This is a genomic window from Chryseobacterium sp. PET-29, assembly GCF_025736815.1.
GTDB classification, from domain to species: domain Bacteria; phylum Bacteroidota; class Bacteroidia; order Flavobacteriales; family Weeksellaceae; genus Chryseobacterium; species Chryseobacterium nepalense.
Genome location: NZ_CP107053.1, coordinates 2,658,666 through 2,679,417 on the forward strand (window position 1 = coordinate 2,658,666; position 20,752 = coordinate 2,679,417).

General features: G+C 37.1%; 20 protein-coding genes. 15 read left to right on the forward strand and 5 right to left on the reverse strand.

What is annotated here, in order from left to right:
- Positions 1-76: 76 nt before the first annotated feature.
- Together ODE14_RS11855 and ODE14_RS11860 are read right to left on the reverse strand one after the other, a co-directional pair.
- The gene (locus ODE14_RS11855; RefSeq protein WP_263601586.1) at positions 77-958 is read right to left on the reverse strand and encodes an SDR family oxidoreductase; all 882 of its coding nucleotides are present in this window, start codon (positions 956-958) and stop codon (positions 77-79) included.
- 434 nt (positions 959-1,392) lie between these two features.
- On the reverse strand, positions 1,393-1,806 hold the full coding sequence (locus tag ODE14_RS11860; protein ID WP_248390441.1) for a DUF1573 domain-containing protein: 414 nt from the start codon (positions 1,804-1,806) through the stop codon (positions 1,393-1,395).
- 165 nt (positions 1,807-1,971) lie between these two features.
- Here ODE14_RS11860 and ODE14_RS11865 point away from each other — a divergent pair, with 165 nt between their 5' ends.
- The 5 genes from ODE14_RS11865 (at position 1,972) to ODE14_RS11885 (ending at position 8,556) form a co-directional block, all read left to right on the forward strand.
- Positions 1,972-3,219 (forward strand): sensor histidine kinase, encoded by a 1,248-nt coding sequence (locus ODE14_RS11865; protein WP_263601587.1) that lies wholly within the window; start codon positions 1,972-1,974, stop codon positions 3,217-3,219.
- Between the two features lie 12 nt (positions 3,220-3,231).
- Positions 3,232-3,912, forward strand: coding sequence for a response regulator transcription factor (locus tag ODE14_RS11870; protein ID WP_263601588.1), 681 nt, complete (start codon positions 3,232-3,234; stop codon positions 3,910-3,912).
- Between the two features lie 71 nt (positions 3,913-3,983).
- Positions 3,984-6,278 carry a GH92 family glycosyl hydrolase gene (locus tag ODE14_RS11875; protein WP_263601589.1) on the forward strand — a complete coding sequence of 765 codons (2,295 nt, stop codon included), beginning with the start codon at positions 3,984-3,986 and terminating at the stop codon, positions 6,276-6,278.
- Positions 6,279-6,410: 132 nt separating this feature from the next.
- Positions 6,411-7,418, forward strand: a complete 1,008-nt coding sequence (locus ODE14_RS11880; RefSeq protein ID WP_263601590.1) for an aldo/keto reductase — start codon at positions 6,411-6,413, stop codon at positions 7,416-7,418.
- A 241-nt stretch (positions 7,419-7,659) separates the two neighbouring features.
- Complete coding sequence (locus ODE14_RS11885; protein WP_263601591.1) at positions 7,660-8,556, forward strand: helix-turn-helix domain-containing protein; 897 nt, start codon at positions 7,660-7,662, stop codon at positions 8,554-8,556.
- Between the two features lie 37 nt (positions 8,557-8,593).
- Here ODE14_RS11885 and ODE14_RS11890 read toward each other — a convergent pair whose 3' ends face one another.
- Positions 8,594-8,971, reverse strand: a complete 378-nt coding sequence (locus tag ODE14_RS11890) for a winged helix-turn-helix transcriptional regulator (protein WP_248390424.1) — start codon at positions 8,969-8,971, stop codon at positions 8,594-8,596.
- Positions 8,972-9,084: 113 nt separating this feature from the next.
- Between ODE14_RS11890 and ODE14_RS11895 the strand changes: the two genes are divergently transcribed.
- Positions 9,085-9,687 (forward strand): FMN-dependent NADH-azoreductase, encoded by a 603-nt coding sequence (locus ODE14_RS11895; RefSeq protein WP_263601592.1) that lies wholly within the window; start codon positions 9,085-9,087, stop codon positions 9,685-9,687.
- A gap of 128 nt (positions 9,688-9,815) precedes the next feature.
- Here the strand turns inward: ODE14_RS11895 and ODE14_RS11900 are convergent, their stop codons facing one another.
- Positions 9,816-11,153, reverse strand: a complete 1,338-nt coding sequence (locus ODE14_RS11900) for a dihydroorotase (RefSeq protein ID WP_263601593.1) — start codon at positions 11,151-11,153, stop codon at positions 9,816-9,818.
- A 153-nt stretch (positions 11,154-11,306) separates the two neighbouring features.
- Here ODE14_RS11900 and ODE14_RS11905 point away from each other — a divergent pair, with 153 nt between their 5' ends.
- From ODE14_RS11905 to ribA, 8 genes are all read left to right on the forward strand, one after another.
- Entirely contained in the window at positions 11,307-12,725 is a 1,419-nt protein-coding gene (locus tag ODE14_RS11905) for a lipopolysaccharide biosynthesis protein (RefSeq protein ID WP_263601594.1), read from the forward strand.
- A gap of 137 nt (positions 12,726-12,862) precedes the next feature.
- A complete protein-coding gene (locus tag ODE14_RS11910) occupies positions 12,863-13,879 on the forward strand; it encodes a sugar phosphate nucleotidyltransferase (protein ID WP_263601595.1) in 1,017 nt (338 codons plus the stop codon).
- A gap of 113 nt (positions 13,880-13,992) precedes the next feature.
- The gene (locus ODE14_RS11915) at positions 13,993-14,841 is read left to right on the forward strand and encodes a DUF4292 domain-containing protein (protein WP_263601596.1); all 849 of its coding nucleotides are present in this window, start codon (positions 13,993-13,995) and stop codon (positions 14,839-14,841) included.
- A complete protein-coding gene (locus tag ODE14_RS11920; RefSeq protein ID WP_263601597.1) occupies positions 14,838-16,403 on the forward strand; it encodes a peptidoglycan DD-metalloendopeptidase family protein in 1,566 nt (521 codons plus the stop codon). Before ODE14_RS11915 ends, ODE14_RS11920 begins: the two co-directional genes overlap by 4 nt.
- A 29-nt stretch (positions 16,404-16,432) precedes the next feature.
- The gene (locus tag ODE14_RS11925) at positions 16,433-16,639 is read left to right on the forward strand and encodes a twin-arginine translocase TatA/TatE family subunit (RefSeq protein ID WP_029297620.1); all 207 of its coding nucleotides are present in this window, start codon (positions 16,433-16,435) and stop codon (positions 16,637-16,639) included.
- Between the two features lie 15 nt (positions 16,640-16,654).
- The gene (locus ODE14_RS11930; RefSeq protein ID WP_248390405.1) at positions 16,655-17,269 is read left to right on the forward strand and encodes a DUF4254 domain-containing protein; all 615 of its coding nucleotides are present in this window, start codon (positions 16,655-16,657) and stop codon (positions 17,267-17,269) included.
- Complete coding sequence (locus tag ODE14_RS11935) at positions 17,266-17,721, forward strand: hypothetical protein (protein ID WP_248390402.1); 456 nt, start codon at positions 17,266-17,268, stop codon at positions 17,719-17,721. Before ODE14_RS11930 ends, ODE14_RS11935 begins: the two co-directional genes overlap by 4 nt.
- 17 nt (positions 17,722-17,738) lie before the next feature.
- Positions 17,739-18,335: a GTP cyclohydrolase II gene (gene ribA, locus ODE14_RS11940; protein ID WP_248390399.1), complete on the forward strand. Its 597-nt coding sequence runs from the start codon at positions 17,739-17,741 to the stop codon at positions 18,333-18,335.
- A gap of 65 nt (positions 18,336-18,400) precedes the next feature.
- On the opposite strand, the gene ODE14_RS11945 is transcribed toward ribA, so the two are convergent.
- Positions 18,401-18,913 (reverse strand): hypothetical protein, encoded by a 513-nt coding sequence (locus ODE14_RS11945; RefSeq protein ID WP_248390396.1) that lies wholly within the window; start codon positions 18,911-18,913, stop codon positions 18,401-18,403.
- A gap of 118 nt (positions 18,914-19,031) precedes the next feature.
- Between ODE14_RS11945 and ODE14_RS11950 the strand changes: the two genes are divergently transcribed.
- Entirely contained in the window at positions 19,032-20,732 is a 1,701-nt protein-coding gene (locus tag ODE14_RS11950) for a glycoside hydrolase family 3 protein (protein ID WP_263601598.1), read from the forward strand.
- Positions 20,733-20,752: the final 20 nt, after the last annotated feature.

Here is a 20,752-nt window from a genome sequence, read left to right on the forward strand (position 1 = left end):
AAAAAGCTATTTTTAACCTTACTAATGAGCATTTTAACTTACAATCAAATCTTTGTGATTCTAGTAGGACCTAAAATTAATTTGATTTTTTTGCCTTAATCATTGCTTCCAGGGCGTCCCACATTTCCTGCGGAATATCCTCCAGCATGTTAAACTCTCCCGCTCCCTGAAGCCATTCACCACCATCAATGGTTACCACTTCTCCGTTTACGTATGCGGAATAGTCCGAAACCAGATACGCCGCAAGATTGGCCAATTCCTGATGTTCTCCTACTCTTCGTAGCGGAACTTTTTTTCTCATGTCGAATTTTTCCTGCAGATCTCCCGGAAGCAACCTGTCCCAGGCTCCTTTTGTAGGAAATGGTCCCGGAGCAATCGCATTGAAACGGATTCCGTATTTTGCCCACTCCACCGCTAAAGATCTTGTCATCGCCAACACGCCTGCTTTGGCACAGGCGGACGGAACAACATACGCTGAACCTGTCCAGGAATAGGTGGTTACGATATTCAGAACGGTTCCGGGTGTTTTGGAATTGATCCAGTGTTTCCCGACAGAAAGGGTACAATTTTTTGTGCCTTTTAAAACAATATCCAGGATGGAATCGAAGGCTGAATGCGTCAGCCTTTCTGTAGGAGAAATAAAATTCCCGGCTGCATTATTCAATAAGATATCAATTCTTCCGAACTCTTTTAAAGCGGCTTCTTTCATTGCTTCCACCTCATCCCAGTTTCTAACATCGCATGCCACGCTGAGAACTTTTCCACCGGTTTCGTCTTCCAGTTCTTTGGCTGTCGCCTGTAATTTTTCAAGATTTCTGGAAGTAATTACCACTTTTGCACCTAACTGAAGAAAATATTTTGTCATGGCTTTTCCAAGACCGCTTCCGCCACCAGTAATGATGGCTACTTTGTCTTTTAAGGCATCTTCGCGTAACATGGGTTGTGAATATAAGTTCATATTGTTTATTTTTCTTAAAAATACTAAATATTGAATTGCCGTTCTTTAAAATAATCCAAGAAATAATGCACTAAATAATTATTTTATTTTACCGCAAAAGAATTGACGATGAAATAATTCAAAAGGTTACAAAAACTCAGAGGAAAATGATTATCTATTTCCTGAAAAAAATAAAAATTTTTGAATGCCTGATATTGAAATGATGACTTCGATCCTAGCCCGGATTGCAGCTTTGTCTGAGCTCATTTTACTATTTTCAGCGTGCGGCTGCCGCGTCGCTGAAAATAGTAAAATAGCGAGTGCGGAAAGCCGGAAGAAGCTTCAAATAGAATAATATAACTTTCGCTGTAGTTATAAAGCTCCTAAAAATAAAACAGCGTAACCAGTAATGATCACGCCGTTTTTTATATTGAACAAGATTAAATTAATAGAAATTAAGATGCAACAACCGTGCCTTTGAAAGAAAGCGTTTTCGGAGTTTTGCTGTCGCTGGTGGTAACATTTACCGTCTTCATGAAGGGACCTGCACTTGCAGCATTATAACTCGCTTCTACGAATCCTTTTTTTCCGGGAAGAATAGGAGTTTTGGTGTAGTCTGCCGTTGTGCATCCGCAAGATGGCGCCACATTTTCAATGACAATAGGTTTTTTGGATGTGTTGGTGAATTCAAATCGGATCACTTTAGGTTTTCCCTGAGGAATATTTCCTACATCAATAGATTCTGATTTCCATTTAATGGCATCTGCAAGTACTTTAACAACGGGATTGCTGTCAGCAGGAAAAACTCCCGCATAGAACGGAGAAAATGCCAACACTGCTAAAAGAGCTGTAATTTTTAATTTTTTCATGATATAAAATTTTATTAATTGTTACAAGAAACGTATTATGTCTTTTGATATAGCAAATGTAAAGGTGATAACAAGTTTTGCGTGTTAACCGGTTTCAAACATTTGTTAATGAGTTGTTAATAGCCAAAGATAAATAAATATTTTTGGATAATATTGTTTGATAAAATGGAAATAAAAAAACTCAATATTATCATTACCCTCGGATTTGTGGCAATTATCGGGATCTTAATTGCCCAGCTGATGTGGACCCGGCAGGCGTATAATCTTGAAGACAAAAAATTTAATCAGACTGTGAACATTGCCCTGCTCGAAGTGGTAGAAAAATTGTCCGGTGGAAAAACGTCTTTCAGCGAAAGCCCGGTACAGAATATTTCCAATGATTATTATGTGGTAAACATTAATAATGAATTTCATCCTGAATTATTGGAATATTATCTTAAGACCGAATTTAATCGCTTCCAGATCAACACCGATTATGTGTATGCGCTGTACAATTGTCACAGCGATCAGATGCTTTACGGGAAATTCGTCTCGAAGCATCAGGAAAGCCCAAACGAGAAGATCATTAAATTTCCTAAACACAAAAATCTCGTTTATTACTTTTCTATCCGTTTTCCTGATAAAACGACGTACCTTATCAGCTCATTGCGTTTTTGGTATGTGCTCACGTTTGCATTAATCATTATTCTTTTAGTATATGTTTATTCGATCTACACCATTATTCAGCAGAAAAAATTTGCAGAACTGCAACGGGATTTCATTAATAATATGACGCATGAATTCAAAACACCGCTTTCTTCCATATTGCTGGCTTCAGAAGCATTAACCAAACAGGATATCGTAAAAGACAATCCGAAATTGCAGACTTATACCTCAATTATTACCGATCAAAGCTATAAACTTAACCGACATATTGAAAAGATATTAAATATTGCCAAGAATGACGCTTCAGGGTTGTCTTTAAAGCCGCAAAGAATTGTGTTGCTTCCTTTTATCCAGGAAATCATTGATAATATAAAGCAAAAAAACGAAGATCTTTCCGTGCAAATAAATATTGAGAGCAATCTATCCATCATTGCCGATGAGTTTCACTTTACCAATATCGTTTATAATATTTTAGATAACTCCATAAAATACTGCGATACCAAACCCGTCATTTTTATTTCTTCATTAAAAGACTCAAAAGCATTATATTTAAAGTTTAAAGATAACGGAATTGGGATTCCTGCTAAAAACATTCCTCATATATTTGATAAATTCTACAGAGTGAATACCCCAAAAAGCGATGAAGTGAATGGTTTCGGGCTAGGTTTATTTTACGTGAAAAAAGTTGTCCAGCAGCATAACTGGAAAATTTCGGTTGAAAATAACGCCGATAAAGGAATCACCATTACCCTTACTCTGCCACTTTAATATTTGAAAGAGATGGAAAAATCTAAAATTCTGTATGCCGAAGATGATGAAACGATTGCCTTCCTGATTCAGGATAGCCTGGAAAATCATTACAACATTTCATGTTATCGTGATGGGAAATCAGCACTTGAGGCATTTAATAAAGAAGCTTTTGACATCTGTCTTCTTGATATCATGATGCCCGAACTTAACGGCTTTGAACTGGCAGAACGGATCCGTGAGAAAAATACTGAGATCCCAATTATTTTCATATCCGCAAAAGCACTGAAAGAGGACCGAATCAAAGGATTAAAAATCGGGGCTGATGATTATCTGGTAAAACCTTTCAGCATTGAAGAATTGATTCTGAAAATCGAAGTTTTCCTGAGGCGCTCTAAGAAAACGAATGCTTTTCCATCAAAATTCAGAGTAGGAAAATATACTTTTGATCCTAAAAACTATACGTTGCAGGACGCCCAAAACATGATTACCCTTACCCAAAGAGAATCTGATCTGCTGTTTTATTTTATCAGTAATAAAAATACCGTCCTGAAAAGACAGGACATTCTGAAAGCCATCTGGGGCGATGATGATTATTTCATGGGCCGAAGTCTGGATGTATTCATTTCCAGATTGAGAAAAGTATTGGCAGAAGAAGAAAATATTGTCATTGAAAATCTGCATGGTATTGGCTTTCGTTTTTCTGAAAAATAATTGATTAATCAAAAACCATAAATCATTATCATTCGATTTTATCTAAATTTATGCATCGAAAAAATTCTTGCATGAAAAATCCCGGAACTTTTGTTTTTATTCTTTTGCTTTTCGGCGCATTTACCAATGCCCAAAAATCTGAAAAATTAATACAATTTGTTAATCCTCTGATCGGTACAGAAAAAATGGGTCATACCTATCCCGGAGCCACTGCACCCTTCGGAGCCGTTCAGCTAAGTCCGGAAACCGACACTATTGCTTATGAACTCAATGGGAAATATAATGGCGAAGTCTATAAATACTGCGCCGGTTATCGTTACGAAGATAAAACCATCGTAGGGTTTAGCTCGACCCATTTCAGCGGAACAGGACATTCAGACTTGGGAGATTTCCTAATAATGCCGACTATCGGGAAGCTACAGCTGAATCCCGGAACTGCAGACCATCCTGAAAATGGCTACAGAAGCAGATTTTCCCATCAGAACGAAAAAGCAGAAGCCAGCTATTACAAAGTAAAATTGGAGGATCATAATATTTTAGCCGAATTAACCTCAACAACAAGAGTTGGTGTCCATCGATACACTTTTCCGAAGTCGGATCAGGCGCATATTATTTTTGATCTGATGTCCGGAATCTATAATTATGAAGGAAAAAATATCTGGACTTATGTTCGGGTAGAAAACGAAAACACTGTTACCGGCTATCGTCAGACCAACGGCTGGGCAAGAACGAGAACCGTTTATTTTGCCATGAAATTCTCAAAGCCTTTCAAATCTTACGGACAGAAGAATTATGATGGGAAGCAGGTTTATAATGGCTTTTGGAGAAAATTCGACCAGACTAAAAATTTCCCCGAAATCGCAGGAAAAAACCTGAAAATGTATTTCGATTTCGATACGGAAGAAAATGAAGCCATTGAAATTAAATTAGCCATTTCACCGGTAAGCCAGGCCAATGCCCTTGAAAATTTAGAAAAAGAAGCCGGAAATTTATCTTTTGATCAGGTAAAAGCACAAACCCAGGAAATATGGAATAATGAGCTTAATAAAATAGTCATTAAAGGTTCAGATACTGAGAAAACGAATTTTTATACGGCAATGTACCATACTTTTATCAATCCGACCACGTATATGGATGTAAACGGAGAATACAAAGGTTTGGATCAAAATATTCACCGGGTAGAAAGCTTCACCAATTATACTACTTTTTCCCTTTGGGATACCTATCGTGCACTACATCCCTTTTTTAATATCATCCAGCCAAAAAGAAACGGAGATATGGTGAAATCTATGATGGTGCATTACGATCAGTTTTCTATGAAAATGCTTCCGATATGGTCACATTACGCCAATGACAACTGGTGTATGAGCGGCTATCACAGCGTAAGCGTTGTCGCAGATGCCATTATTAAAGGAAATTATGACGGTGACGCAAAAGCAGCCCTATCAGCCTGTGTTGCTACAGCTAACAAAAGAGATTATGAAGGCATCGGGCAATATATTGATTTAGGATATATTCCTTCGGAAAAAAACGGAACTTCGGTTTCCAACACGCTGGAATATGCTTATGACGACTGGGCAATCGCACAACTGGCGAAACATTTAGGCGAAACAGAACTTTATAATCAGTTCATCAAACGCTCCGAAAACTGGAAAAATAATTTTGATAAAAGTAATGGATTCATGCGTCCCCGCCTTGCAGACGGAAGTTTTAAAAAAGATTTTAGTCCGCTGAGTACGCACGGACAGGGCTTCATTGAAGGAAATTCTTGGAATTATACTTTTTTTGTACCGCAAAATCCGGGTGAATTAATTCAGCTTATGGGTGGCAAGAAAAAATTTGCCTCCAAGCTGGATGAATTGTTCACCATGCATTTGCCTGACGAGTTTTTTGCAGATACAGAGGACATTACAAGAGAAGGCATTATCGGAGGCTATGTTCACGGAAACGAACCGGCACATCACGTGGCTTATCTTTATAATTGGGCAGGACAGCCCTGGAAAACCCAGGCGCAGATCAGAAGAATTCTTGAAATGCAATATAAAGCGACTCCAGATGGATTAGGTGGAAACGACGATGCAGGACAAATGAGCGCCTGGTATATTTTGAGTTCGCTTGGATTTTATCCTGTTGCTCCGGGTTCGGAAGAGTATGCCATTGGAAGTCCGGCAATCGACCATGCGATTTTGAATTTAGAAAACGGAAAAACTTTTGAGATCGAAGCGATTAATCAAAGTCCGAAAAATGTGTATGTTCAAAAAATCCTGTTGAATGGTAAGGAAATTAAAAACTTTACATTAAAACATTCGGATATCATAAATGGTGGGAAATTGAATTTTTATATGAGTTCGAAACCAAAGAAATAGCTTTTAAACACTATTTTCAATGATAAATGAGATTAAATTCTGCTCATCTGTAATTTGCATACGACAATCAGCGTTTTGCATACATCAGGTTCTTAATTTCTCTTCAATTTTGTATCAATAAAAATCAACAATATGAAATTGAATCAGGTAAAATTAGGAAGCCAGGGACTCATCATCCCGAATATTGGTTTAGGATGTATGGGAATGACAGGATTTGGAGATGCCAATATGTATGGACCGGCAGATGAACAGGAGGCGATTGCCACCATTCACCGTTCTTTGGAACTGGGCGGAAATTTTCTGGACACGGCAGATCTGTACGGTCCTTTTAAAAACGAGCAGCTTATTGCAAAAGCAATTGAAGGCAATCGGGACCAGTATATCATCGCCACCAAATTTGGTTGGGAAATTGATGACAACGAACAGATTACCTGGAAAATCAACGGAAGTAAAGACTATGTTAAAAAATCTGTTGAACGCTCACTCAAAAATCTGAAAACCGATTACATCGACCTGTATTATATGCACCGACTGGATAAGAATGTTCCGGTAGAAGAAACGGTTGGCGCCATGAGCGACCTGGTAAAAGAAGGTAAAATCGGTTATATTGGTTTATCCGAAGTATCTTCTGAAACCGTAAAGAAAGCACATGCTATTCATCCGATTTCCGCGGTTCAGAGCGAATATTCTTTGTTTGAAAGAACCGTTGAAGAAAAAGGCGTCATCAAAACACTGAATGAATTGGGAATTGGTTTTGTAGCTTATTCACCGTTGGGAAGAGGATTTTTATCCGGACAGATTCGTTCCATTGATGATTTGCCGGAAAATGATTTCCGAAGAGGAATCCCAAGATTTCAGGAACAGCATTTTCATAAAAATATAGAGCTGGTGGAAGCAATTGAAGCCATGGCAAAAGAAAAAGGAATTACGTCTTCTCAACTCGCTCTGGCGTGGATCATCAGCAAAGGAATTGTTCCGATCCCGGGAACGAAACGCAGAAAATATCTTGAACAGAATATTGAAGCAGCAAGCATTCAGTTAAGCGAATCTGATATTGAGAAGCTTGAAAGTATTGTGCCGTTGGGAACGGATACGGGAGCGACATACGATGAATTCGGGATGGGACTCTTAGATTATTAGTATTTTCTTTTCAAAAGTTAAATCTTTAAAGTAAAATTCGTAATAATTCAAGCCTAACAGGTTTTTGAAACCTGTTAGGTTTATAAAGTAGTACTTTTATGCGCCCCGGCTTGAACGGAGCTCTTTTTGCGTAACGAAGTGAAGCAAAAAAGCGGGAGTGGAAGACGGAAAAAGGCGCCCAAATCTAAGACGCTTTGAAGAATTCAAATAATTGTTACCTTTACTATTATAAACCTTAAGTATGAACACCATACAATCTATTTCCCATTTTCACAGACTTTTGTCGCTTCCGGAACCGAAACATCCGATGGTAAGCGTGATCAATCTTTCGGAAAGTATTTTTATTGAAGATGAAGTATGGAAAGGCTTTGTGAGCCATTATTACTGTGTAGCCCTGAAACGGAACGCTACAGGAAAAATAAAATACGGACAACAGCATTACGATTATGATAAAGGGGTGTTGAGTTTTACAGCGCCCAACCAGGTTCAATATCTGGATCTGCAGACGATGGATTGCAAAAACACAGGTTACCTGTTGATTTTCCACGAAGATTTTCTTCTGAAACATTCCCTAGCAAAAACCATTTCTTCCTACGGATTTTTCTCTTACGCCGTTAATGAAGCGCTGCATCTCTCTGAAGACGAAGAAAATGATTTGCTTGAAATCTTATTTAAGATTGATAAAGAATGCCAGCACATCGATCATTATACCCAGGAAATTATTCTGTCACAAATTGAGTTATTGCTGAATTATTCCAAACGATTTTATGAAAGGCAGTTTATTACCCGAAAAAGCGGAAATCATCATCTTCTGGCAAAATTTGAAGCTTTTCTGAATGATTATTTTAATGATAATTCAGCTGAAAAAGAACTGCTTACCGTTCAGCAAATCGCAGAAGCCATGAATCTTTCGCCCAATTACCTGAGCGATCTTTTGAGGGTTCATACCGGGCAAAATACGCAACAGCATATTCACGAAAAGTTGATCAGCAAAGCAAAAGAGAAACTCTCAACAACAGAGCTTTCGATAAGTGAAATTGCCTATGAGCTGGGATTTGAGCATGCGCAGTCATTCAGTACGCTTTTTAAAAAGAAAACGAGGATGTCTCCTTTGGAATTCAGACAATCTTTTAATTAGTTATAAACAAAACAGACTTTATGAAACATTCCGCGAATTAAAGCATTTCTTCCTTAATTTTTCGTTTATGTGTTTTTCCCCATTGTGAAAGCGACATGATCACAGGCTTTAAAGTATGGCTATAATCTGTTGATATATACTCTACTACAACAGGCATCTGTTCGGCATGCACCACCCTTTTTACAAATCCGTTCAGTTCCAGATCTTTGAGCTCGTTCGATAAAACCCTTGCGGAAATACCGGGAATAAGTCTTTGTAACTCATTAAAACGAACATTTCCCATTTCCTGCAGAACAATAATGATTTTGAGCTTCCATTTTCCTGCGATCACATATAATGCATCTTCCACTGCAGCAAGATTTTCACTGCACGCAGCCTTACATCCATTTTTACAGACCTGATCCTGATTTTCCATATGATTAAAAATTAACAACTAATAAAAAGGTTAGTACTAACCTTTTGTTCACTACTTACTTTTCATAAGCAAATGTACATAATTTTGTTGAAGAAATTTTAATCATTCAAAAAATGAAAAACGTACTTCATATTATTTCAAGTCCGAGAACCAATGGTTCGGCAAGCAGAACACTGGGAAACGCCATTGAAGAAAAATTGCAGGAAACGTATCCTGAACATTCCATAACAACATTGGATCTGCTGAAAAACCCTTTCCCTCATTTGGGCGAAGAGCAGGTAGATTCCTGGTTTATTCCGGCTGAAAACAGAACACCGGAACAAAATGCAGCAGTAAAACGGTCGGATGACGCAATTGCACAATTACAGGCATCAGATATCATCATCATTTCTGTTCCTATTTATAATTTTGGAATCCCTTCTGCTTTAAAAGCTTATATTGATCATATTGCACGAGGCGGAATGACTTTCCGATACTCCGAAAACGGATTTGAAGGTCTGGTGAAAAATAAAAAAGTGTATATCGCAGTAGCGAGTGGCTCTATTTTTTCAGAAGGCGATTATCAGGCTTATGATTTTGTAGTACCTTATCTGAAAAGCGTGCTTGGGTTTATCGGGATTACCGACATCAGTGTTTTCCGGGCGGAAGGTTTGGGTCTTCCTGTTATCCAGGATACCGCTTTATCAAAAGGAATTGAAAGTATTGTAATTGCCTGAGTTCAGTCACCAACTTTAATATAATAGAAAAGCATTGATCTTATTTGCAATATTAATGCTGAAAGATTATTACGATTACGGGCGGGCTAAAGCCCGCCCGTAATCGTAATATATTAATTTAAACCTTTTTATTCCTGAACTTCAAAAAGCAGTCGCTCCCCAAATTTCTGTTCATTAATCTTTCCGTTTTCGTAAACTAAATTTCCATTTACAAAAGTATGGGTTACCTTAGAATGGAAACTCATTCCTTCCAACGGACTCCAACCACATTTGTAAAGGATATTTTCCTTTTCTACTGTCCAGTTCTCATTCAGATCTACTAAAACCAAATCAGCTTTATACCCCTCTCTGATGAAACCTCTTCTTTCAATTCTGAATAAAATTGCCGGATTATGAGCCATTTTTTCAACGATTCTCTCTAAAGAAATCTTTCCGTTTTTATAATTTTCAAGCATCACCACCAAAGAATGCTGCACCAAAGGCGCTCCAGAAGGACATTTTGTGTAAACATTCTGTTTTTCTTCCCAAGTATGAGGCGCATGGTCAGTGGCAACCACATCAATTCTGTCATCAAGCAACGCTTCCCAGAGTCCGTCTTTATCGTGTTGGGTTTTTACAGCCGGGTTCCATTTGATGAGCGAACCTCTTGTTTCATAATCCTCATTGGTGAAAGTCAAATGATGAACACAAACTTCCGCCGTGATTTTTTTATCTTTTAATGGAATATCGTTTCGGAAAAGCTCCAATTCTTTCGCCGTTGACAAATGGAAAACGTGCAGCCTCGCTCCTGTTTTTTTTGCCAACTCGACAGCTTTTGAAGAAGATTTATAACAGGCTTCTTCACTTCTGATCAAATGGTGGAATTTCACCGGAATATCTTCTCCGTACTGATCAATGTATTGTTGCGTATTGGCTCTGATGGTTGCTTCATCTTCACAGTGAACAGCAATCAGCATTTTCGTATTGCTGAAAATATTTTCCAGTGTTTCCGGATTATCCACCAGCATATTTCCTGTGGAAGAACCTAAAAATAATTTAATCCCAGGAACGTTTCTCGGATTGGTCTTTAAAATTTCCTCAAGATTATCATTTGTCCCTCCCATCATAAAACCGTAATTGGCATATGATTTCTGAGAAGCAATTTCATATTTATCCGCTAATAATTCCTGGGTTACGGCATTGGGAACCGTATTAGGCTGTTCTATAAAGCTGGTGGTTCCACCTGCAACAGCTGCTCGGGATTCACTTTCAATATCACCTTTATGCGTAAGGCCAGGCTCACGGAAATGCACCTGGTCATCAATAACTCCCGGTAAAAGATATTTTCCAAAACCATCAATTGTCTCATCTGCCTGTTCTGAAATATTAGTATCTATTTTGGAAATTATATCGTTTTCTATTAAAATATCGCCTTCAAATATTTTTCCTTCATTAACGATTTTTACATTTTTGATTAAGGTCCTCATTTTTACTTTTAAATTAAGTGGTGGTAAATTATCCAACTTTGTCAAAGTTCAGAAATTTCACAAAGTTTTTCAAAATTAAGGTTTATGAATGAATTTAATATCGTCAATAAAAATCAATTTCTAAATATTTACATTTGCATAAAATTTCAGATTTTGAAGAAACTTCTCAACGAAACAATTATCTACGGAATTGGCGCTATTATGCCGAGGATCATTGTTGTACTGTTAAACTATCTCTTTATAAAAAATATTGATAACAGTTCGTTTGCCATTTTCACCAATTTATATGCACTGATATCTTTTGTTAATATCGTGTTATCTTTTGGTTTTGAAACGGCTTATTTCAGGTTTTCATCCGATAAAGATAATGAACAGAAGGTTTTCAATACTTCTTTCTGGTTTTTAACAGGTTTATCAACTGTTTTTCTGGTGTTGGTATTGCTGTTTAATCTGCCCATTGCCAATGTTTTCGGATATTCTGAAACGCCGGAGTTTATTCGCTGGTTTGCCTGGATCGCATTCTTTGACAATATTCTTGTAATCCCGCTGGCCTGGTTCAGATTTCACAACAGACCGATAAAATATACTGCGGTAAGAGTAATACAGGCTGTCTTCCAGAGTGCTTTTGCTATTGCATTATTTCTTTATATTCCGCAGGAATTCAGTTTAAAATTAGGCTTAAAGGAAAAAGTTTCGTATCCGTTTTACAGCAATCTTGCGGCGAGCTTTTTAGGGGTCATATTGGTCTTACCGGTTATCCTGAAGGTGAAGCTGCAGTTTTCAAAAGAACTCTTCTTCCAGATGCTAAAATATTCTTGGCCGATTATGATTGCCGGACTCGCCTTCATGGTGAATGAAAACTTCGATAAATTCATCCAGAAATTTATCATTGATGACGGTGATGCAGGAGCATATGGCGGATGTTATAAAATGGCCGTTTTAATGACACTTTTCGTTACGGCATACCGAATGGGAATTGAACCGTTTTTCTTTAAACAGATGAACAATGAAAATGCAAAGAAAACCTATGCAAAAGTAACCGAATATTTCTCTTTTTTCGCCTCGGTAGTTGCTTTGGGAATCATTGCCAACGTATCCTGGCTTAAGCTTTTACTGGTGCCCAACAGTTCATACTGGGTTGCCATTAACATCATTCCTATTATTGTTATTGCTAATCTTTTTTTCGGGATATATTATAATCTTTCCACATGGTACAAAGTAACTGACAGAACGAGAGTTGGAACCTATATTTCCTGGATAGGGGCCATTATAACAATCGTTTTGAATCTCTTTTTACTAAGGCAATATGGTTTTATGGTTTCGGCCTGGATCACATTAGGTGCTTATTTTACCATGATGGTCTTATCTTATTTTTTAGGTCAGAAATACTATCCTATTCCTTACAGAATGAAGAAAATTTCCTTTTTCGTTATGCTTTTGGCTGTATTCAGCTATATTATCGTAGAATTTTTTGATTATAATCTTTGGATCGGAAACTTATTATTCATCATTTATGCAGGCATATTGATGTATTCTGAAAAAGAGATGCTTCTTTCAAAAATCAGAAAATAAATTTGGTCTTTAATTTGCTGCGTATGGTTTCTGTTTTAATATTATGCAAAACTCCTGAGATTATACCACAAACATAGTTTTATTGCTATCTTTATAAAAAATTATAACCTAATAAAAAAAACATACTAATATAATTTATGAAAATTATCGTTCCTATGGCTGGACGTGGTTCCAGATTACGCCCACATACTCTTACCGTTCCGAAACCTTTGATTCCGATTGCCGGAAAACCTATCGTTCAAAGGCTGGTAGAAGACATCGCCAAAGTCGCAGGAGAAGAAATTGAAGAAGTTGCTTTCATCATTGGAGATTTTGGTCCCGAGATTGAAAAATCCCTTATCCATATTGCTGAAAAACTGGGAGCGAAAGGAAGTATTTATTACCAGACCGATCCTCTTGGCACTGCTCATGCCATCAAATGTGCAGAGCAATCAATGAGCGGTAATGTAGTGATCGCTTTTGCCGATACTCTTTTCCGTGCAGATTTTATTCTGGATAAAAATTCGGATGGTGTAATCTGGGTAAAAAGTGTAGAAGATCCTTCCGCTTTCGGGGTTGTAAAATTAGACAACTACGGGTTTATTACAGATTTTGTTGAAAAGCCACAGACTTTTGTTTCAGATCTTGCCATTATCGGGATTTACTATTTCAACAGTGCTGAAAAACTGATGGATGAAATCAATTATCTAATGGATAACGACATCAAAAATGGTGGAGAATATCAGCTTACCACAGCCTTGGAGAATCTCCGCGCAAAAGGAGCAAAATTCACCTTAGGAAAAGTAAACGATTGGATGGACTGCGGAAATAAAAACGCTACCGTAGAAACCAACAGTAAAATTCTCGCCTACGAACAAGAAGCAATGGCCCAATATCCGGCTTCAGCACAAATCGAAAACTCACTGATTATTCCGCCGTGTTTTATTGGTGAAAATGTCAAAATCTCCAACTCAAAAGTTGGTCCCGGAGTTTCATTGGGAAATAACACGGTAGTGGTTAATTCTAATATTGAAAACTCCCTGATTCAGGAAAATACACAGATCAATCACGGAAACCTATCGAATTCTATGATTGGGAATTCTGCGCAGTATTTCGGGGTGTCGAGAGAAATTTCCTTGGGAGATTATTCCGTTCTTGATTTCTTATCGAAATAATTCTGTCAAAATAGATAATTCAACGCAAATAAGTATCTTCAGACCACACAAAATGTTTTGTGTGGTTTGGCGTTAATATTGCAACGTAATTTTATAAATTGAAAGGTAAATACATGAAAAACTGGATCATAGTACTCTTATTGCTTTTTGCTGTAACATCCTGTAAAACGAGAAATGCAGGCAGAAAAGCCAATAAAAATATAAAAACCGACAGTACGTTTGTACTGGAAACCGACCAGAATCCGAGAGATGTGAATGAACCCATCAGAAATAAACTTCCGTTTTTCGAACATGTAATTCCTCCGCCACAGTTTGAGCAGATTAAAATCAGCAGTAAAGTAAATGTAGAAACCGGAAGCTTTATCCCAACCCTTGATGCTACAATATATATTGAAAAAGACAAAAAAGTATGGATGAATCTTCAGGCATTTATCATTACAGTAGCCCGGGGAATTGCTACTCCGGAAGGAATAAAAGGGCAGGATAAAACCAGTAAAACGTATATTGATTCCGATTTCGATTACCTCAATAACCTCCTGAATGTTAATTTCATAGACTATAAATCTTTAGAGAAAATCTTACTGGGACGGACTTTTGTTAAAATAAACGACTCGCAGTTTACCCTTACCCAAAATCCCCAGGGATTTAAAATGGCATCCAACGTTAATCAGAAAATAGAAACCGAAGGAAGAACCAGAGAATATAAAATCGTCCTTGATTACGACACCAATTATGATTTGCTGAACGTTAATCTTAAAGACGTTTTATCTCCTGATGAACTTAATGTTTCCTACAGTAATTGGGAAGAAATCAATGGAATCAGATTGCCTAAAAATGTTAAAATAATTATAAAAGGCTCAAAAAACAGTCAGATTTTACTGGAAAATACGAAATTTGACTTTTCGAGGATGGATACACCTTATTCTGTACCATCCAGTTATAAGAAAATTGAGATTAAATGATTAAAAAATTTAGCTTTTTAATAGGTATTTTACTGTTCGGACTGCACTATGGACAAGGTGGTAAAAAAGAACAATTGCAAAAACAAAATGCTGAACTTAAAAAACAAATTGCTCAGATAAATACAGATTTAGCAAAAACAAGAAATGAATCAAAACTTTCTATAGCTTATCTTGAAAATGTTAATAAAAAGTTGATGTTGAGAGAAAAGGTTTATAACAACACTCAGAAAGAAAAGAGATTTATTGAAGATGAAATCTACCTTCGTCAGCTTGAAATTAACCGCCAAAACAGAGAGCTTAAAATCCTTAGGGAAAATTACGCCAAAGTTTTGGTGAATGCCTATAAAAATAAGGGAGTCCAAAATAAAGTAACTTTTATTCTTTCTTCTAAAAACCTGGGCGAAGCAATAAGAAGGGTTCAGTATTTAAAACAATATTCCGATTATCAGGATAAAAAAGCCGCGGAAATCACCAACGCAGCAACTAAAATTAAAAAATCTATCGCCCAGAAACAGAATTCTGTAAAAGAAAAAGCAAATCTTCTTGTCAATCAGCAGAAAGATTTAACAACGATTAATGCGGAAAGATCTCAAAAAGAACAGCTGGTAGCAGAATTTAAGAAAAACGAGTCCAAACTTACATCAGAGCTCAGACAAAAACAGGCACAATCAAAAGCATTGGAAGGGCAGATCAGATCAATTATAGCAGAAGAAATCAGAATTGCCAAAGCAGAGGAAGAAACAAGAAAAAAAGCCGAAGCTGAAAAAATCCGTCTTGCCAAAATTGCTGCCGAAAGAGAAAAAGCCAGAATTGAAGCTGAAAATAAAGCCCGTGCAGAAGCACTTGAAAAAGAAAGACGGGCAGCAGAAACTGAAGCAAGAAAAGCATCCGAGCTGGCGGCAAAAAGAGCCGAGGAAGAGAGAAAACGAAATGAAGATGCTGCAAGATCAGAGGCTACAGCAAGAGATGAAGCCAGAAAAATAGCTGCTAAAAAAGCGTCTGACGAAGCAGCTGCGAAAGCAAAAGAAGCCTCCGATAAACTGATTGCAGCAAGAGCCGCAGAAGCAGCTCTGGCGAAAAAGAATGAGGATGATAAAAAAGCTGCGGAAACAAAAGCAATGACCAATTATGGCGTAACAACTGTTGCAGGAAGCAATTTTGCAGATAATAGAGGAAGGTTGGGCTATCCGGCTGATAAAATAGGACAAATTACCCACCGATTCGGAAGACATCCCCATCCGGTATTTAAAAATATTGACGAGGAGAACAACGGTATTAAAATTTCAGTACCGTCCGGAACGCGGGCAAAATCGGTATTTCCAGGAACTGTTTCTTCAGTATTGGCCAATAGTGACGGAACGAAAACTGTTATCCTGAAACACGGGAATTATTTCACCATTTATTCCAATCTCGGAAGTGTTAGTGTTTCCAAAGGCCAGCAGGTTTCGGCAGGAACTCCGGTAGGAGTAATAGGACAGGATTTTGATGGAACTTATACCCTTGATTTCCAGGTATGGAACGGAAGCACACCTATTGATCCTTTAGGTTGGGTTTCTTATTAAAAAAGATTAACTTTGTAAAAAATTTAGCAATGAATACATTAACAATATTGTCATTATCTTGGCAACACATTCTGATCGTAGCCATCATTCTTCTTTTACTTTTCGGAGGTAAAAAAATCCCTGAATTAATGAGAGGAGTTGGTTCCGGTATTAAAGAATTTAAAGATGCAGTAAAGGAAGAAGACAAGCCTGGTTCTGAAAACAAAACCACAAACAACAATCCTTCAAGCAACTAAAAAATTCTATAACCGATGAATTTTACAGAGACCGCATGGAAAGTCTTCAACAAATCTATTGAAGATTATCACGTGTCTGATGACGTTAACACTCTAATTAATAATCCGTTCGAAAAAGACACTTTGGAACGAATTTTGTATGCAAAAAACTGGATTGATACCGTTCAATGGCATTTGGAAGATATAATTAGAGATGAAAATATTGATCCGGCTGAAGCGCTTCAACTTAAAAGGGCGATAGATGCATCCAATCAGAAAAGAACTGATCTGGTAGAATTTATAGACAGCTGGTTTCTTAAAAAGTATGAAAGTGTAATTCCTAAACCTGAAGCAAAAATCAATACTGAAACTATCGCATGGGCGGTAGACAGATTATCAATTCTCGCACTCAAGGTTTATCATATGTCGTTAGAGGCAAACAGAGATTCGGCTTCCGAAGAACACAGAGCCAACTGTAAGGCAAAATTAGATGTTCTTCTTGCACAGCATGAAGATCTTTCAACTTCTATTAATCAGTTGCTTACTGATATTGAGAACGGTGATGTTAAGATGAAAGTGTACAAACAGATGAAAATGTACAACGATGAAAGTCTTAACCCAGTCCTGTATCAAAAGGGGCAACAAAAATGAAACGATCACTTTTTTTTGGGGTATTACTAATTATAACATCTTGTGCAACGGAAAAACAAAACTTTTCTCCGTTGTCTACCGGCTTTTATAGCGAAACCAAAGGATCAGATTCCGATAAAGGAACAAAAAACAGCATTGATATTAATGTAAAAAGTAATGTAAATGCTTCCGAAATTTCCAATCTGATCGCCACTTTTCCCAAATTCAAAAATACAGCTTTAAACAGCGAAATCATTACTTTGAAATACAGCCTGCAAAACTATCTTTATGCGATAGATGCAGATAATCTGAGCGGGAAAAATAAAGCTTTAAAAGACTTTGAAAAATCTTATAAAAAAGTTCAGAAGCTGAGAACAAGTCTTAACAAGGATGATAATGAAATCCTGAACCGGTATCTGGTAAGATTAAAAACCAATGTTTCTGCAATTGAAGATTATATTAAAGCAAATTAAACTAACTAAGGGTATCAATGATTAAAATTCAGGCGGAGTCCAATGTTCCTACGGAATATGGTACTTTCCGAATGATTGCTTTATCCGAAAATGAGAATGACTGGATGCCTCACATGGCTATTGTCGCAGATAAAACAGATTTTTCAAAACCTGTAAACGTGCGTTTCCATTCAGAATGTATTACCGGAGAAGTTTTCCATTCAAAAAAATGCGAATGTGGGCAGCAATTGGATGCAGCCATGAAATATATCCATGAAAATGGAGGAGTTATTATCTACCTTCGCCAGGAAGGCAGAAATATCGGGATCATTAACAAGTTAAAAGCATATTCTTTACAGGAAAAAGGATTTGACACAGTAGAAGCCAATCTAAAGCTGGGACTCCCTGCAGATGACAGAAACTTCGGTGTTGCTATTGAAATTCTTAATTTATTGGATATAAAAGATATTAATCTGCTTACCAATAATCCTGAAAAGGTAAAATATGTAGAAGAAAGCAATATTCATCTTAATTCCAGAATTCCTTTACAAATTCCCGCCAATGAGATCAGCAGAGGTTATCTGCAGACAAAGAAAGATTATTTTGGCCATTTGTTGGATGAAAATGATAAATAAAAGCAAAGCTCCGGAAATTAATTCCGGAGCTTTTTTGTAATTATAAAAAACTGAAAAGATATGTCTTAATTAACTTTGATTGTCGTTATTTTAGACTCATCAAGGTTATAATATTTCACTACAGCATTATAATCACTTGTATCAACTGCTGATGCACCTTTCGCAGGGCTTGCAGGAACCAAAACTACTCTGAAAGTCTGGCTCGTAAGATACTGTGATACCTCAGAAGAAGTCATTGTTGTCTGATCAAAATTGGCTTCAGTGTAAATTTCCACATTTTGAGAATCAAACAAAGCATTGTAATCGAGCTCTCTTCCACCTGACAAATAATAGGTCTTTGGAATTAACTGCCATGCATTACTTGCTGCAGGATCTCTTCTGTATATTAATACAACATCTGTATTTTGTATATTAATCGGAACTGTAAAGGAATATCCGTTTGCATTGGTAAAGCTTCCACTTACATCCCTCATTTTAGGGTAAGTATCGCCGTCTCCCACAACGTTATCATTATCATCACAGCTGAATATAAATAAGCTTACAAAAGCTAACAGCAAAATTGGAAGATATTTTTTCATTTTATAAAAGTTTAATTGTTCTTGTTATTTATAAAGCGTATTCAAATCATATACCAAAAAACTTAAAAACATTGTTTTCATCATCTTTTTAATTGTATTTTTGTTATTATTCAAAATTATGAAGAAACTGGTCTGTACATCAATCTTTATTATCTCATTATTCAGCCCAAAAATTGCGGCACAATATGTCCCGAAAAACCTTTCCAGGGAAGATATAAAAAAAGCTAATCATTGGGTTGATAAAACATACAAAAATCTTTCACAGGATGAAAAGCTCGGGCAGCTTTTTATCATTGCATTATACACCAATAAAGGTGAAAATGAGATCAATACCGTACGGAATATTGTTGTAAATGAAAAGATCGGCGGTCTTATCCTGATGCAGGATGACGCGGCAAGAGAAATCAATCTGGTTAATGAATTCCAGCAAAAATCCAAAATTCCCTTAATGATCGGGATGGATGCGGAATGGGGATTGTACCAGAGAATTGCTGCCGCACACAAATTTCCCTGGGCGATGACCCTGGGAGCTATTCAGGATAAAAATCTGATCCGCCAGATGTCTGCCAAAATAGCAGAAGACTGCCAAAGAATGGGAATCAACTGGGATTTTGCTCCCGTTGTTGACGTAAACACCAATCCTGACAACCCGATTATCGGCAACAGAAGCTTCGGATCTGAAGTGAGCAATGTTATCCGCTCTGCATCTGCTTATGCCAGCGGTCTTCAGGACAATACTATTCTGGCGGCCATAAAACATTTCCCGGGACATGGTGATACCAGCACAGATTCTCACCTGGATCTTCCGGTAATCTCCCACAACCTTGACAGGCTTAATACCGTTGAACTTGCTCCTTTTAAAGCATTAATGAAAGAAGGCATCGGAGGCGTAATGGTTGCTCATTTATATGTTCCTACCTTAGAATCAGGAAAAGGAATTCCTGCTTCGGTTTCAAAAAATATTATTACCGGTCTGCTGAAAGAAAAATTAGGCTATAAAGGACTCATTATTACCGATGCATTAAACATGGGTGCAGTGGCCAGCAAATATAAACCGGGCGAACTGGATGCGATGGCTTTTAAGGCCGGAAATGATATTATGCTTTTCTCCCAGGGTGTTGCAGAAGGAAAAAAACTTATTCAGAAAGCAATTGATAATGGCGAAATTTCGCAGTCAAGGGTGGAAGAAAGTGTAAAGAAAATCCTTCTGACAAAATATTTCTTAGGCTTGGATAAGTACAGCCCGAAAAATCCTGAAAACATCAATTCAGATTTAAACAATGATTCTCATAAAACATTGGTTCAGAATTTATATGCGAATGCTTTAACGTTATTGAAAGATGATAGAAAACTGCTTCCCCTGAAAGGAAATACAATCTATTATGTTCCTCTGGAGGAGGCACCTTATCAAACTTTTGTTAATGAAATGGGTTCTGAATTGATAATTAAAAAAGCAAATGAGATCAGTACAATTCCTGCCAATTCTACAGTGATTATCGGATTGCATAAGGATAATTCCACAGCTTACAAATCTTACAAAATTTCAGAGGCATCAAAAAAGATATTATATGAATTATCAAAAAATCAAAATGTTATACTGAATGTTTTCGGAAGCGCTTACGCCCTGAAAGATATTGATATCTCAGGCATCTCGACAGTACTGGTTTCTTATGAAAACAACGATGATTCTATGACGGCTACAGCCAATGCACTGAAAGGAAAAACAAAAATACGGGGCAGGCTTCCTGTTTTGGTAAATCAAAAACTACAGGCAGGAATAGGAATTGACCTTGAGCCTGCAGCCGAAAAAATAAAGTGAATTTATTTACAAAATCAAAC

Coding starts and splice junctions, on each gene's coding strand:
- ODE14_RS11855 (WP_263601586.1), bottom strand. CDS start 958: ATGAACTTATATTCACAACCCATGTTACGCGAAGATGCCTTAAAAGAC.
- ODE14_RS11860 (WP_248390441.1), bottom strand. CDS start 1,806: ATGAAAAAATTAAAAATTACAGCTCTTTTAGCAGTGTTGGCATTTTCT.
- ODE14_RS11865 (WP_263601587.1), top strand. CDS start 1,972: ATGGAAATAAAAAAACTCAATATTATCATTACCCTCGGATTTGTGGCA.
- ODE14_RS11870 (WP_263601588.1), top strand. CDS start 3,232: ATGGAAAAATCTAAAATTCTGTATGCCGAAGATGATGAAACGATTGCC.
- ODE14_RS11875 (WP_263601589.1), top strand. CDS start 3,984: ATGAAAAATCCCGGAACTTTTGTTTTTATTCTTTTGCTTTTCGGCGCA.
- ODE14_RS11880 (WP_263601590.1), top strand. CDS start 6,411: ATGAAATTGAATCAGGTAAAATTAGGAAGCCAGGGACTCATCATCCCG.
- ODE14_RS11885 (WP_263601591.1), top strand. CDS start 7,660: ATGAACACCATACAATCTATTTCCCATTTTCACAGACTTTTGTCGCTT.
- ODE14_RS11890 (WP_248390424.1), bottom strand. CDS start 8,971: ATGGAAAATCAGGATCAGGTCTGTAAAAATGGATGTAAGGCTGCGTGC.
- ODE14_RS11895 (WP_263601592.1), top strand. CDS start 9,085: ATGAAAAACGTACTTCATATTATTTCAAGTCCGAGAACCAATGGTTCG.
- ODE14_RS11900 (WP_263601593.1), bottom strand. CDS start 11,153: ATGAGGACCTTAATCAAAAATGTAAAAATCGTTAATGAAGGAAAAATA.
- ODE14_RS11910 (WP_263601595.1), top strand. CDS start 12,863: ATGAAAATTATCGTTCCTATGGCTGGACGTGGTTCCAGATTACGCCCA.
- ODE14_RS11915 (WP_263601596.1), top strand. CDS start 13,993: ATGAAAAACTGGATCATAGTACTCTTATTGCTTTTTGCTGTAACATCC.
- ODE14_RS11920 (WP_263601597.1), top strand. CDS start 14,838: ATGATTAAAAAATTTAGCTTTTTAATAGGTATTTTACTGTTCGGACTG.
- ODE14_RS11925 (WP_029297620.1), top strand. CDS start 16,433: ATGAATACATTAACAATATTGTCATTATCTTGGCAACACATTCTGATC.
- ODE14_RS11930 (WP_248390405.1), top strand. CDS start 16,655: ATGAATTTTACAGAGACCGCATGGAAAGTCTTCAACAAATCTATTGAA.
- ODE14_RS11935 (WP_248390402.1), top strand. CDS start 17,266: ATGAAACGATCACTTTTTTTTGGGGTATTACTAATTATAACATCTTGT.
- ribA (WP_248390399.1), top strand. CDS start 17,739: ATGATTAAAATTCAGGCGGAGTCCAATGTTCCTACGGAATATGGTACT.
- ODE14_RS11945 (WP_248390396.1), bottom strand. CDS start 18,913: ATGAAAAAATATCTTCCAATTTTGCTGTTAGCTTTTGTAAGCTTATTT.
- ODE14_RS11950 (WP_263601598.1), top strand. CDS start 19,032: ATGAAGAAACTGGTCTGTACATCAATCTTTATTATCTCATTATTCAGC.